The sequence below is a fragment of the Fulvivirga kasyanovii genome (assembly GCF_009711405.1).
GTDB lineage: Bacteria > Bacteroidota > Bacteroidia > Cytophagales > Cyclobacteriaceae > Fulvivirga > Fulvivirga kasyanovii.
The window spans coordinates 19,603-32,046 of sequence record NZ_SMLW01000675.1 but is presented as its reverse complement, the minus strand read 5'-3'; the positions used below and the strand labels follow the sequence as shown (position 1 = coordinate 32,046).

The 12,444-nt window shown below is 41.2% G+C and carries 16 protein-coding genes; 8 read left to right on the top strand and 8 right to left on the bottom strand.

Translation table 11 applies throughout. The annotated features are described in order from the left end of the window. The first annotated feature begins 1 nt into the window (after position 1). Positions 2 to 718 (top strand): 4-hydroxy-tetrahydrodipicolinate reductase, encoded by a 717-nt coding sequence (dapB, locus tag E1163_RS28575; protein WP_155176917.1) that lies wholly within the window; start codon positions 2 to 4, stop codon positions 716 to 718. Positions 719 to 792: 74 nt separating this feature from the next. Continuing rightward, on the top strand, positions 793 to 1,941 hold the full coding sequence (gene lepB / locus E1163_RS28570; protein ID WP_155176915.1) for a signal peptidase I: 1,149 nt from the start codon (positions 793 to 795) through the stop codon (positions 1,939 to 1,941). A 77-nt stretch (positions 1,942 to 2,018) separates the two neighbouring features. Here lepB and ung read toward each other — a convergent pair whose 3' ends face one another. Next, positions 2,019 to 2,681, bottom strand: a complete 663-nt coding sequence (ung, locus tag E1163_RS28565) for a uracil-DNA glycosylase (RefSeq protein ID WP_155176914.1) — start codon at positions 2,679 to 2,681, stop codon at positions 2,019 to 2,021. Between the two features lie 188 nt (positions 2,682 to 2,869). Here ung and apaG point away from each other — a divergent pair, with 188 nt between their 5' ends. Both apaG and E1163_RS28555 read left to right on the top strand, forming a co-directional pair. After that, a complete protein-coding gene (gene apaG, locus E1163_RS28560) occupies positions 2,870 to 3,256 on the top strand; it encodes a Co2+/Mg2+ efflux protein ApaG (protein WP_155176912.1) in 387 nt (128 codons plus the stop codon). Position 3,257: 1 nt separating this feature from the next. After that, positions 3,258 to 4,040: an O-methyltransferase gene (locus tag E1163_RS28555; protein WP_155176909.1), complete on the top strand. Its 783-nt coding sequence runs from the start codon at positions 3,258 to 3,260 to the stop codon at positions 4,038 to 4,040. On the opposite strand, the gene E1163_RS28550 is transcribed toward E1163_RS28555, so the two are convergent. Beyond that, positions 4,037 to 4,201 carry a YqaE/Pmp3 family membrane protein gene (locus E1163_RS28550; RefSeq protein WP_155176907.1) on the bottom strand — a complete coding sequence of 55 codons (165 nt, stop codon included), beginning with the start codon at positions 4,199 to 4,201 and terminating at the stop codon, positions 4,037 to 4,039. The genes E1163_RS28555 and E1163_RS28550 overlap by 4 nt on opposite strands. Before the next feature lie 126 nt (positions 4,202 to 4,327). Between E1163_RS28550 and E1163_RS31080 the strand changes: the two genes are divergently transcribed. Further along, positions 4,328 to 4,471 carry a hypothetical protein gene (locus E1163_RS31080; protein WP_221418104.1) on the top strand — a complete coding sequence of 48 codons (144 nt, stop codon included), beginning with the start codon at positions 4,328 to 4,330 and terminating at the stop codon, positions 4,469 to 4,471. Continuing rightward, on the top strand, positions 4,452 to 5,612 hold the full coding sequence (locus tag E1163_RS28545; protein WP_221418103.1) for a hypothetical protein: 1,161 nt from the start codon (positions 4,452 to 4,454) through the stop codon (positions 5,610 to 5,612). Before E1163_RS31080 ends, E1163_RS28545 begins: the two co-directional genes overlap by 20 nt. Here E1163_RS28545 and E1163_RS28540 read toward each other — a convergent pair. Beyond that, positions 5,602 to 6,027, bottom strand: coding sequence for a response regulator (locus E1163_RS28540; RefSeq protein ID WP_155176903.1), 426 nt, complete (start codon positions 6,025 to 6,027; stop codon positions 5,602 to 5,604). The two genes, E1163_RS28545 and E1163_RS28540, sit on opposite strands and share 11 nt — an antisense overlap. Before the next feature lie 148 nt (positions 6,028 to 6,175). Here E1163_RS28540 and E1163_RS28535 point away from each other — a divergent pair, with 148 nt between their 5' ends. Both E1163_RS28535 and E1163_RS28530 read left to right on the top strand, forming a co-directional pair. After that, positions 6,176 to 6,967 (top strand): XRE family transcriptional regulator, encoded by a 792-nt coding sequence (locus E1163_RS28535; RefSeq protein WP_155176901.1) that lies wholly within the window; start codon positions 6,176 to 6,178, stop codon positions 6,965 to 6,967. Positions 6,968 to 7,102: 135 nt separating this feature from the next. Further along, positions 7,103 to 7,351 (top strand): DUF7218 family protein, encoded by a 249-nt coding sequence (locus E1163_RS28530; RefSeq protein WP_155176899.1) that lies wholly within the window; start codon positions 7,103 to 7,105, stop codon positions 7,349 to 7,351. Between the two features lie 29 nt (positions 7,352 to 7,380). Here the strand turns inward: E1163_RS28530 and E1163_RS28525 are convergent, their stop codons facing one another. The 5 genes from E1163_RS28525 to E1163_RS28505 form a co-directional block, all read right to left on the bottom strand. Continuing rightward, positions 7,381 to 7,848 (bottom strand): MgtC/SapB family protein, encoded by a 468-nt coding sequence (locus tag E1163_RS28525; RefSeq protein WP_155176897.1) that lies wholly within the window; start codon positions 7,846 to 7,848, stop codon positions 7,381 to 7,383. A 3-nt stretch (positions 7,849 to 7,851) separates the two neighbouring features. Further along, positions 7,852 to 8,682 carry a phosphatase PAP2 family protein gene (locus E1163_RS28520; RefSeq protein ID WP_155176895.1) on the bottom strand — a complete coding sequence of 277 codons (831 nt, stop codon included), beginning with the start codon at positions 8,680 to 8,682 and terminating at the stop codon, positions 7,852 to 7,854. 145 nt (positions 8,683 to 8,827) lie between these two features. Further along, a complete protein-coding gene (locus E1163_RS28515) occupies positions 8,828 to 9,586 on the bottom strand; it encodes a phosphatase PAP2 family protein (protein WP_155176893.1) in 759 nt (252 codons plus the stop codon). After that, positions 9,583 to 10,950 carry an NAD-dependent succinate-semialdehyde dehydrogenase gene (locus E1163_RS28510; RefSeq protein WP_155176891.1) on the bottom strand — a complete coding sequence of 456 codons (1,368 nt, stop codon included), beginning with the start codon at positions 10,948 to 10,950 and terminating at the stop codon, positions 9,583 to 9,585. The genes E1163_RS28515 and E1163_RS28510 overlap by 4 nt, the downstream gene beginning before the upstream one ends. A gap of 33 nt (positions 10,951 to 10,983) precedes the next feature. After that, complete coding sequence (locus E1163_RS28505) at positions 10,984 to 12,444, bottom strand: hybrid sensor histidine kinase/response regulator (protein ID WP_155176889.1); 1,461 nt, start codon at positions 12,442 to 12,444, stop codon at positions 10,984 to 10,986.

Sequence of the window (12,444 nt, the reverse complement as noted above, 5' to 3'; positions counted from 1 at the left end):
AATGAATATACTTTTACTTGGTTATGGCAAAATGGGCAGAGCCATAGAAGCTATTGCCATAGAACGTGGACATAATATTGTTGGTAAAATAAATGAAAATAACCTAAACGATATTAAAAAGCACAATAGCACCAATACAGATGTTGCTATTGAGTTCAGCCAGCCTGACGCGGCTTTTGATAACATTAAGTATTGCATTGATAATGGCATTCCAGCATTGAGCGGCACTACCGGGTGGTTGGACAAAAAAGCTAACATCGAAACGCTGTGTAAGCAGAAAGAAGGCACTTTCTTCTATGCATCCAATTACAGCATAGGTGTTAACCTCTTTTTTAAGCTTAATGAACAACTGGCTACCCTCATGAAGGCCTTTGATGAGTACAATGTAGACATTGAAGAGATACATCATACAGAAAAGAAGGATGCCCCCAGTGGGACGGCCATTACTCTGGCAGAAGGCATACTTAAGCATGCCACCGGTAAAAAGCAATGGATCAACAAACCTTATGGCAGCAAAGAAGACCTGGTCATAAACTCCATAAGGGAGGACAAAGTACCGGGTACACATACCATTAAGTATAGCTCAGCGGTGGACGATATAGAAATAAAACATACCGCTCACTCCCGTGAAGGTTTTGCCAAAGGAGCTGTAATGGTAGCAGAGTGGCTGAAAGACAAAAAGGGCATTCTGGATATGAAAGACTTTCTTAAACTTTAAACAAAAAACGCTTTTCTTTGTAAGCTTTGTTTTCAAAGCAACACTAATCATTTAGCGTTTCAAAAATAAAACAAATGAACTGGAAATTCTGGCAAAAGAAAAAAGACGAAAAACCTAAGTCAAAAACCAGAGAATGGGTAGATGCTATTGTTTTCGCCGTTATTGCTGCCACCATTATCAGGTGGTTGTTGATGGAGGCATTTACTATCCCCACTCCCTCAATGGAAAAGTCGCTTCTGGTAGGTGATTTCTTATTTGTAAGTAAATTCCACTATGGTACGCGAACACCCGCTACTCCCCTGCAGGTACCATTAACTCACCAAAAGATCTGGGGAACCAATATTCCCTCTTATGTGGACTGGATTCAGTTGCCGCAATACAGGTTGCCCGGTATCTCAGAGGTAAAAAGGAATGATGTGGTTGTGTTTAATGTGCCTGGAATTGAAGAAAATAACTTTGAAGAACCCAACAGGAACAACTGGATTGATTACCCGGTTGACTTAAAGACCAACTACATCAAGAGATGTGTTGGTATGCCTGGTGACATACTTAAAATTGTTGATAAGCAGATTGTTGTCAATGAAAAACCATTGGACAATCCCGAAAAAATGCAGTTCTCCTATGTAGTTCAATCCGAGACCAAGTTAAGCGAAAGGGTACTGGAAAACCTCAATGTATCGGAGCCGGAAGCCATTGATATCAGGCAGAGTGGCGTTTATCAACTGTTCTACCTGACTGATGAAGAAGCAACAAAGCTTAAAGCACAATCTTTTGTAAAAGAGATCAAACCCTATAAAACCTATGAGGAAGGTGAATGGGAACCCAGGATCTTCCCTAACGATAGGGAACTCTTCCCATGGAATGCCGACTGGTATGGCCCGCTGGAAATCCCTAAGGAAGGGCAAACCATAACCATTGACAAAAAATCCCTGCTTACTTATGGCAAGATCATCACTTTGTATGATCATAATGACGATGCCAAGATAGTTGATGGAAAGCTTCTTATTGATGGAAAAGAGGTGACAGAATATACTTTTAATCAGAATTACTATTTCATGATGGGAGATAACCGTCACAACTCATTGGATTCACGATATTGGGGCTTTGTGCCAGAAGATCACATTGTAGGCAAAGGTTTCTTTATCTGGTTATCACTAGATCCGACAGAAGGATTTTTTAGTGGAAAAATTCGCTGGAGACGATTTTTCAACCTGATAGAATAGAGTCATATAGCACAAAACTTTTTAAATGATCCGGAACAAACTTGTTTCGGATCATTTTTTTTACAACTCTTTCCTGCTCACCAATCTATTTCAGTTTTCCCGGTTTTCTTTAAATATTCATTGGTCTTGCTGAAATGTTTGCATCCAAAAAAACCCCGGTCAGCAGCAAATGGCGACGGGTGAGCGCATTTGAGTACATAATGTTTGTGTTCATCTATAACAGCTCCCTTCTTTTGTGCATAAGCCCCCCAAAGTAAAAAAACTAACCCCTCCTTCTCATCTGACAGCTTTTTGATCACTGCATCTGTAAAGTCTTCCCAACCTTTGTTTTGATGAGAACCCGCTGTATTGGCCCTGACAGTCAAAGTAGCATTGAGCAGTAAAACGCCCTGATCTGCCCATCGTTCGAGGTTACCAGATTCCGGTATCTCTTTACCGAGATCATTTTTGATTTCCTTAAAAATATTGAGAAGTGATGGAGGCTTTCTAATGCCATCACTAACTGAAAAGCAAAGACCGTTGGCCTGCCCCGGACCATGATAAGGATCCTGTCCTATGATTACCACCTTTACAGCATCAAAATCGCAATGTCCGAAGGCATTAAAAATCTCTTTTCCCGGAGGGTAAACTGTATAGGTTTTATACTCGTTTTTAACAAAATTGACCAGGTTATGAAAATACGGCTTATTAAATTCATTTTCAAGGTGTTCTTTCCATGAAGGAGCAATTTTTACATCCATATTTTTTCAGTAAATTTTATTTGAGATTTAAATTTAAAACTTCTTATATTTCAAATCCGTTTTTATAGAGAGAATTGGATTTAAACTTTTGAGCCAAGTTATGGGATATGTGAAGAATGGAAAAAATTTTGCAGTGAATTCCATGTGGCAATAATCTATTTTTACTCATTTGCATTAATAAAACGACTATGGTAACTGAAATAACAAAAGGCATTAAGGTAAGTGTGGAAACCGAATATCAGCCGGCCTACTCAAGCCCAAGTCAGTACCATTATGTATTTACCTATAAGGTTACCATTGAAAATCAAAGTGAAAATACTATTCAGTTGCTAAGACGACATTGGCATATACATGATGCTGGCTTTTTATCCAGGGAAGTGGAAGGCGAAGGTGTAGTAGGTCAACAACCTATTTTAGAGCCATCTCAATATCATCAATATGTATCAGGTTGCAACCTAAAATCCGGGATTGGCAAAATGCTTGGCACTTACCTTATGGAAAGAATAGTGGACGGGCATAGGTTTGAAGTGACTATTCCTGAATTCAATATGGTGGCTCCGTTCAAACTGAATTAAATTGTCGAAACTTCACCAGGTTACCAGCTACCTAAAGTACTGGCTGAATGCAGTAGACAAACACTCGCTACAGGCTCCTTTCATTTATGAGCTTTATACTGGTGTTATTAGGCCCAACAACCACCAACAGCATTTCGAAAGTATTGAAAGGTTGAGGGGGCAATATAAAGCCAGTGATCGTGCCATATCAGTGATTGATTTTGGTGCGGGCTCTAAGGTGGCAAGTGGAAATACCAGAAAGATTAAAGATATAGCATCCAAAGGCCTAACCCGTAAAAAATATTCAGAAATGCTATACCGTTTGTGCAGGTTCCTTGAGGCTAAAAATATTGTAGAGCTTGGCACATCTCTGGGTATTAACACTTTGTACCTGGCCAATAACAAAAATAGTATGATAACTACCTTTGAGGGCTCTCCTGCAATTTGTGAGATTGCCTCTCATAGCTTTCAACAAATGGGTACTGATAACATTCATCTTATAGAAGGTAATATAGATCATAACCTGCAGGCGTTCGTGGAAAGCTCACAGCCTATAGACGTTGCTTTTATAGATGCCAATCACAGGTATGAGCCAACTGTCACGTACTTCGACACCATGCTCTCTAAAATCCATGACCAGTCCTGTTTTATTTTTGATGATATACACTGGTCAGGGGAAATGGAACAAGCATGGAAGGAAATACGCTCCCATTACCGGGTAAGCTTAAGCATAGATCTTTACCAAATGGGGCTGATATTTTTTAACCCGGATTTGCGAAAACAGCATTACACTTTGCAGTTTTAAGGTTTCTTCGCCTGTATCCAGAACCCATGGATCACTCCCGGAAGCCATCCCAAGAGCGTCAACAGCAAATTGATGAGAAATGCACTGGAAGCTACTCCAAACCGAATGGCAACAGCCAAAGGTGGTAGCAATAAAGTAAGTATGATCATTAATATAGACATAGTTCAATTTTCTTTTTAGAGCAAAAACTGAAAATATCCTGCCGAAATGTATAACTGGTATTATGGACATATTTTTATTAAGAATGTGGAATTACCTTCTCAAAGTTCACATGTAATTCCGCAGGTATGGCTAAATTGAAAGACCCTGCCACAAATACGCGGATGGCATCATTGTGGCCTGTAATTATAGCAAAACATGAGAAGCAAAGCATTACGTACATCCCTACTTATATTAACACTCGTCCTGATTTTGGCTTTTCTATTGCCTAACATTTTTAACGGCAGGGAGAAAAAAGCTTTTTCAAATGAGAACAGATTACAAAGAGCTAAACAATCACTTAATATCAATCATCTGGGTGACACTGCAACGGTATTAATATCAGACTTTTATGACCGCGGATCTATTACCACTCGTATTTTAGGGCCACACTACAGAACTGTATGGGCCACACCAATTAATCTTCCTGTTTTTGATATCGACTCTATTCATGGGGGATTGACTTTTGATGAAGCAGGCGGAGGACAACAGACTTTCAGTATTAAATTAAAAGCAAAAGATTCCAGAACATACACCTTAAGATCCGTAAATAAAGATCAATCCAGGGCTTTGCCTGCTATTCTGCAGTATTCTTTCTTAAGGCCGTTATTCAGAGACCAGGCATCTGCATTGAACCCCTTCGGAGCACTGGTGACAGAACATTTTGAGGAGGCGCTAGGTATACTGCACACAAGGCCCACGATGTATCTCATACCTTATGATAGTACGATGCCCGATATCATTCAAACGCAAATAGCCGGGAGGGTAATGATTCTGGAGGAAGAACCTGACCAGTCATGGGAAGGCAGTGAAAATTTCAATTACCCTGACCATATTATTTCCACTGAAGAGGTTATTGCGCGATCAAAGAAAAGCAGTGTGATGATAGACTCACTCAAATACCTAGAGGGCCGGCTGCTGGACTTTATGATCAGCGACTGGGACAGGCACGGAGGACAATATGAATGGGCAGTATATAACACAAAAAATAAACTACCTCTTGCCAGGCCGATAGCCATGGACAGAGATATGGCATTTTTTAAATTCGATGACGGGATATTGAACCATGTAGCACTTGCTATAAACAATAAGTTCCAGACTTTTAACCCGGAATATGATGATATTTCGGGGTTGATCAGAAACTCCAAGGATATTGACCAATATATACTCAGGCATGTGCCTTTGAGTGAATTTCTAAGTAAAGCGAAGCACGTGCAAAATGTGTTGACTGATTCTGTTATTTATGAAGCTTTTAAAAAATATCCACCTCCCGTGTATAACCAATATGGCGCGGAACACATTAATATTTTAAAAGAAAGAAGGGCACGCCTGGATAGTGCTGCCACTGTATTTCATGAGCTTATCAATTATTAAACCGGACTACAGATGCCTTTTCCCACCAGTATGCTTTAACCGCAGCAATTATCTCCAGTAAATCACTGTATTTAGACGGCTTGGTGAAGTAAGTATTTACCCCGTTTTTATAAGAGGTCCTTATATCTTCCTCTGAGCTTGAGGTAGAAAAAATTATTATAGGAATATGCTTGAGGCTTTCATCCTGCTTAATTTCTTTCAGAGCTTGTCGCCCATCTTTCTTAGGCATATTAAGATCCAGAAATACCATGGCAGGTTGCCCTGCATTTGCCTTGAGCCTTTCCATTAGCTCTTCTCCGTTAGACACAAATATCAGCTTTTCGCTGGGTATATTATTCTCATTTAAAGCATCCTCAATCAAAAGCCTGTCATCAGAATCGTCCTCCGCAATAATTATTGAAGTTATTTTTAGCATATTTTTTTATTCAATGAGTATTTGCCTAACTTTTGATAGTTTTTTAGGGCTACCCCTTTTCATACGAAAGACAAGTCAGTGTGAATGTATCTAATAAGCAACAGTATCACAAGACTAATATCATAATGTTTTATAAGTCTGCTAATAAATGAAGAAGAAAGGAATGAAGTTTGAACCTAAGAGAATAACCATGCTACGTGAGTTGTTACAGTTATCTCAGGTGAAATTTGCAGAAAAAATTAGAATTTCGCAAGGAGCTCTTTCGCAAATAGAAAGTGGTAAATCTCAAATATCACTGGATACCTTGCGCAACCTGAGCAATGAACTCAATGTAAATTGCAATTGGATAGTCAATGGTGTCGGGGATATTTTTTATGATGAAAAGAGCCAGACGAATAAAGTTGAAACCCAAAAGATTTTTGTAGAGGTTAAAAACGAAGACCTTGCTGTCATTCCATTAGTTCGGGAAGAGGCCCACGCCGGCTATATTGAGGGTTTTGAAGATCCTGAATACATAAAGACCCTCAAAGTATATCAAATACCCGGATTTGAGAACGGAAGTTACAGACTTTTTGAGATAGAAGGCGAAAGTATGATCCCTACTGTCTATCCGCGGGAAATAGTGATCTGTGAATATATTGAAGACAAAGAATCTGTTGAAAATGGGACTTTGTGTGTGGTTATTACAAAAGATGGTATTGTAGCCAAAAGGGTATATTACTATGAAAATGATAAAAAGCTTTTGATCCTAAAAAGTGATAACAGCCGTTTCAAGACATATAGCCTGGAAAGTAGTAAAATACTGGAACTATGGAAGATCAAGGGTAAAATCACCTCTGTTTTTATCGAATCGGGACTTGTAGATGCCAAGAGAATGGAGAAGCTTGAAAACGATCTTGAAATGCTCAAGAAAGAAGTAAGGAAGCTTTCTGATAAATAAAAGCACATATTCCACGATTTATAGCAACCTTTCCATATGCAGCAGCATATACTTGATCCATGTGAAAGAATCTGATGGTTTTTGATTTTGGTATGGTTCTTACCATATCTATAGTGAACCAAACAAATAATTACTATGGCTAAGAATCACGGATCATCAGTAAAAAATGATGAAAAATATGAAGCCCTTCGTGACGAAGGGATGAGCAAAGAAAAGGCTGCCCGCATTGCTAACAGCAAGAACCCCGGGAAAAAGGGCGGAAAATCTCAAAAATATGAAGAAAGGTCAAAGGACGACCTGTACGATAAGGCTAAAAAAGTAGGAATAGAAGGCAGGTCTAAAATGTCGAAAAAAGAGTTGATCAAGGCATTGAGAAACCATTAAGAGACAGCTTAGACCTACCTAAGTTACCATCACCTTTCCAGGCTATCTGAAAAGTACTTTGTAACCTCTTTTACTACATAGTTTATAATTATAACAATAATTGTAACCCCAACAGCCAGCACGTACTGTTTCAGGGCAGCACTTGCCCCTACAGCACAGCTAAACAGAAGGGTAGCCGCTGTAGTGAGACCAATAACCCGCTCTTTATGCTCCGCTTTAATGATAGTGCCTGCTCCGATAAAACTTACACCCACTACAATGGCCTCCAGTACCCTTATAGGATCTGTTCTGATAATTTCAGAGGGGTTATGTTTATTAATAAAATCTACTAAGGGTACTGTGAGGGCAACGATCAGGCATGTAGCCCCACCCACAATCATGTTGGTCCGCATGCCGGCAGGTTTGTGCGCACTTTCTCTTTCAAACCCTATGACTGCTGTTAATATAGTAGCAATGAGCACATCCAGCAGAATATATAAATCATCTTTGAATTCCATGGATTAAAATTTATACGTTACACTAAATCCATGGGCATTACCGGTGAAAAAATTCCACGACAGGTTCTTATTTTTATCATGGTTCACGTCCCTCACCTTGTGTAATTGGGGGATGAGTATACCATTGATAGCGCCTAGAGGAACCCCGATCATTAAATCGGTAAGGAAATGCTTCCCTGCCTTAAAGCGGAGGTAAGCATTGCCCAGGGTGGCAACGGTAGCCGCCGAATACATGAGCACATGCATTCCTTTCCTTTCAGGGTAGTAGTCAGAAAACACTTTAGCAGCAAAGAAGGTCGATGTAGCCGTAAGGGATGGGTGTCCGCCAAAAAACGAATTTTTTGCTCCACTGGAGGTTCGTTCTGACATAGGTGCTTCCTCTGAATAAACTAAAGGACGAAATTTGTTTACATTGGCAGCAGTCATGGTGTACATGGTACCGGTAAGGCCCAGTGCTTCTATATACATGATACTAATGCGGCCGGCATCTCGCCGGATGTTATCATCCAGCAGCAATAGAAAAGGTAAGGGAAATGAGCCATAAAAGAAGAGGTCACTGTCCTTATTGGCCTGCTCTGAATAGCGGGGCTGATACTTTCTATTCATTTTGATTACCTCCTCTTCCAGGCTCAGGTTTACCACGGTGGCTGAATCAGCTCCCGATTTCTGGCCGATCTTGTAGAAACCATATGCCGTTATTCCTGCTCCTATCAAGCCAAGGGAGATTTCTAACTCTTCATTAACCTCATAAGGAGACTCTGCTACCCTGGGTTGTGACTGTGCCTGAAAGTTGATGAGTATTATAATAAGAAGTGAAATATATGTTTTATGCATTATTAACTGTTATTTAATTTGTTAGATATCGTTACAGGTTTAAAAATCATACCTTTACGATTATTAGAATTAAATAACTGATTATCAGTAGTTTAAAAAAATAAACATAGACAACTTCATGTGGAATTGTGGGGATATATCTACACTATCTGATCAGCAAAACGACAGAGGCCCCATAGGCCTTAGTAGAAACAGCAGGAGTTATGAAAGCCTTTACCTGGCCCTTTTTCTTCTTTCGGTCTTTGTATTGATGGGTAATGTAGGCAACATTTGTAGATAGTATACCAATAGCCGCTCCTACCATTACATCTGAAAGCCAATGTTTATTATTGAGCATCCTGTAAAAGCCTGTAGCTGCGGCAACCGTATATGCCCCCACAGAGTACCATGGACTGTGATGCCCCAACTCTTTATGCATGAAAGTGGCCCCAATAAAAGCCTGAACGGTATGCAGTGAAGGAAATGACGCAGAACTGCTATTATCGGGCCGCCTTACCTTGGTAATACCTTTTAGAGGAAATGCCAAACCAAACCCCATAATATTGGCTTTGAGAAAGATCAGTGTTTTGTGCTTAAAATTATTCTTGCTCTTTACACCCAGAAAATCAAGGGCATAAACAGCAGCAGGAGGTCCATACCGCATGTAATCGTCAAGTGTGGAGCTGAAATCAGGAAATTCGTAGCTGAGGCCCCGTTGCACCTTAAACCTGTTAACAGGTGCTCCTTCATTCGCTGCTATCAGTCCTAGGCCGCTTAATATAATAGGAACGCCCGCAACTTTAACAAAATTAGTCTGGTGCCACTTTTTCTTTTGTGTAGCAAGTGTATCTGAAACCTGGGCATGGGCTATGGATTGAGCACTAATAAAGATGATGAGAACAAGCTGTGTAACTCGTCTTATCATTTGATATAAACTGTTTTGATGTTCACAAATTCCCTGATCCCAAAGACACCTAATTCGCGACCATAACCACTCTCTTTAATTCCTCCGAAAGGCAGGCGCGGATCGGATTTAACAAAGGAATTGACGAAACAACCTCCTGCTTCCAGATCTTTTTCTGCGATCCACTCACCCTTCTGCTCATCGCGGGTAAAAACGGCTGCCCCCAGGCCAAAACTGGTGTCATTCGCTATTCTTATAGCATCTTGCTCATCATCGGCTTCTATTATTGAGGCTACAGGTCCGAAAAGCTCTTCACCATATGCGGGCATACCAGGCTTTACATTGGTGAGTACCGTTGCCGGATAATAGGCCCCACTTCTATCCGGCACCTTGCCTCCCAGCAGGCACTTTGCTCCGGCTTTTATGCTTTGCTGAACTTGCTGGTGCAGATCATCCCTCAGATCTTCCCTGGCCATCGGCCCCAGGTCAGTTTCGTCATCAGACGGATCACCCAACACTTTCTCTTTCATTTTCTCCACCATCAATTTTTCAAACTCCGCTTTCAGAGACTTAACCACTATAAAACGCTTGGCAGCTATGCAACTCTGGCCTGTATTGATCAGCCTGCTGGTTACACATGTCTCCACTGTAGGTTCCAGATCCGCGTCTTCCAATACTACATAGGGATCACTGCCGCCTAGTTCCAGCACAGTTTTCTTGAGCAGTTCCCCTGCCCTGGCAGCAACGGCTTTTCCTGCTGGTGTGCTTCCGGTAAGGGTGACAGCCCTTATTTTTTCATGGCTTATGATATCGTTCACTTTGTCAGAACCAATGAGCAATGTGGTAAACAGGTGCTCGGGGAAACCCGCCCTTTGAAATATCTCTTCGATGGCTTTGCCACAACCAGGCACGTTGGAAGCATGCTTAAGCACTCCTGCATTGCCTGCCATCAGTGCCGGGGCTGCAAAACGCATTACCTGCCAGAAGGGGAAGTTCCAGGGCATTATTGCCAGCACAACGCCTATGGGCTGGTAGCTTACGAAGCTTTTGGAAGCATCGGTTTCAATTTTTTCCGATTGAAGGAATTTTTCAGCATTTTGAGCATAGTATTCGCACACCCAGGCGCACTTCTCAGCCTCCGCTATACCTGATTTGGTCACTTTGCCCATTTCCTCAGTCATGAGCCTCCCCCACTTCGCCTTTTCTTCTTTCAATATCCGGGCAGCATTCAGCATATAGCCTGCACGTTCCTTAAAAGTAGTGTTACGCCATTGCACCCACACTTCGTGAGCCTTATCAACAGCTTTGGAAGCATCATCAACTGACAATTCTTCGTAGTTCCTGATCTTTTTACCTGTTGCCGGATTAATTACTTCAGTGCTCATTTTTACTTATATTTTTTCCAACAAATCAGCTTTTTATGCCTGAGAAAAGTGCTTAAGGAAATGAATTTTAAAAGTAGTGCCTTTTCCCAGCTCGCTTTCCACATGGATGCGTGCATGGTGACTGTTAATGATATTTTGTGTCGATGTCAGCCCAAGCCCCATTCCTCCCTTTTTCCCTGTAAAAAATGGGTCAAACAGCTTTTTGATCTCTTCCCGCGGAATACCTTTGCCGTTATCCTCGATATAAACCATAACCGACTCACTATTTGAACTGGTTGCTACAGTTAAAACGCCCTCCTGCTCTTTCATGGCTTCAATGGCATTAATAATAATATTAAGGAAAGCGGTTTTTAACTGCTCTTTGTCTAAAGACACCAGCGGCAAGTCTTCTTCAAAATCCCTCACAAGTTTTATTCCTCTAAGCTTTATCCTGTCCTCAGTCATCTCCAGGGCTTCATCAAGTACTTCATTGATGTTCCTGACTTCAGGGTTTAGCTGCTTGGGTTTGGATGACTTAAGCATCTCGGTTATTAGTTGCTCAATACGGTCTGCATTTCTTCTGATAATATCAAAATACAAAGCCGTGTCATCTTCATCTATTACCTCTTCCCTCAACTGTTCAAGTGCCAGGTTAAGGTTGGTGAGCGGATTACGGACCTCATGAGCCATACTTCTGGCTATCTGGCCGGTCATGGTCAGCTTCTCTGCCATCAACAGCTCCTCCTCAGCCCTTTTCCTCATGGTCAGGTCATGGATGATGCCCTGATAGCCATAGATGTTGCCGAGGTTATCATTGAGGGCGATACCATTCATCAGGCAAATGATGTTGGTGCCATCCTTCTTTACCATGTGCACTTCCAGGTCTTTGAGGTGCCCCTCTTTTGTAAGGCGGTTATGATAGTACATGTACTGATCTTCACTCTGGAAGATATCCTTCATATTCATTTTAAGGAACTCATTCTTCGAGTAACCGAGCAGCCTCATCATGCTGTCGTTAACATCGAGAAACAGGTGCTCCTTATTGATCATATAAATAGCATCGACAGACCGCTCAAAAAGTGACCTGTATTTCTCCTCTTTGGCGTTGAGCTCCTTTATTGAGTTGCTATGGTTAATGGCATACCTTATACTACGGCCAAGCATGCTGGCATCGATCTCTGTTTTAATCAGGTAATCCGAAGCACCCAGCTTCATGGCCTGGTAGTCTATTTCCCTGTCACCTTTACCCGTGAGTAGTATCAGTGGGGTATCACAATCCCGGGCACGAACGCTTCTTATAAAGTCAAGACCGTTTTTCTCCCCGAGTCTGTAATCAACGAGACAGATGTTGTATTGTTGGGTACAAACAGTATCAAGAGCCTTGTTAAAATCGGGCTCCCAATCCAGGCTAAAGGTAGCGCTACCATTTAACTCAGAGAGATAATCCTTAACAATGACGAAGTCGTCCTCATCATCGTCAATCAAAAACACCCTGATACTTTTTTGCTTTACCAT

Excerpts from the sequence above, each read along its gene's own strand:
- dapB (WP_155176917.1), top strand. The coding sequence starts at position 2 with ATGAATATACTTTTACTTGGTTATGGCAAAATGGGCAGAGCCATAGAA.
- lepB (WP_155176915.1), top strand. The coding sequence starts at position 793 with ATGAACTGGAAATTCTGGCAAAAGAAAAAAGACGAAAAACCTAAGTCA.
- ung (WP_155176914.1), bottom strand. The coding sequence starts at position 2,681 with ATGGATGTAAAAATTGCTCCTTCATGGAAAGAACACCTTGAAAATGAA.
- apaG (WP_155176912.1), top strand. The coding sequence starts at position 2,870 with ATGGTAACTGAAATAACAAAAGGCATTAAGGTAAGTGTGGAAACCGAA.
- E1163_RS28550 (WP_155176907.1), bottom strand. The coding sequence starts at position 4,201 with ATGTCTATATTAATGATCATACTTACTTTATTGCTACCACCTTTGGCT.
- E1163_RS31080 (WP_221418104.1), top strand. The coding sequence starts at position 4,328 with ATGGCTAAATTGAAAGACCCTGCCACAAATACGCGGATGGCATCATTG.
- E1163_RS28540 (WP_155176903.1), bottom strand. The coding sequence starts at position 6,027 with ATGCTAAAAATAACTTCAATAATTATTGCGGAGGACGATTCTGATGAC.
- E1163_RS28535 (WP_155176901.1), top strand. The coding sequence starts at position 6,176 with ATGAAGAAGAAAGGAATGAAGTTTGAACCTAAGAGAATAACCATGCTA.
- E1163_RS28530 (WP_155176899.1), top strand. The coding sequence starts at position 7,103 with ATGGCTAAGAATCACGGATCATCAGTAAAAAATGATGAAAAATATGAA.
- E1163_RS28525 (WP_155176897.1), bottom strand. The coding sequence starts at position 7,848 with ATGGAATTCAAAGATGATTTATATATTCTGCTGGATGTGCTCATTGCT.
- E1163_RS28520 (WP_155176895.1), bottom strand. The coding sequence starts at position 8,682 with ATGCATAAAACATATATTTCACTTCTTATTATAATACTCATCAACTTT.
- E1163_RS28515 (WP_155176893.1), bottom strand. The coding sequence starts at position 9,586 with ATGATAAGACGAGTTACACAGCTTGTTCTCATCATCTTTATTAGTGCT.
- E1163_RS28510 (WP_155176891.1), bottom strand. The coding sequence starts at position 10,950 with ATGAGCACTGAAGTAATTAATCCGGCAACAGGTAAAAAGATCAGGAAC.
- E1163_RS28505 (WP_155176889.1), bottom strand. The coding sequence starts at position 12,444 with ATGGTAAAGCAAAAAAGTATCAGGGTGTTTTTGATTGACGATGATGAG.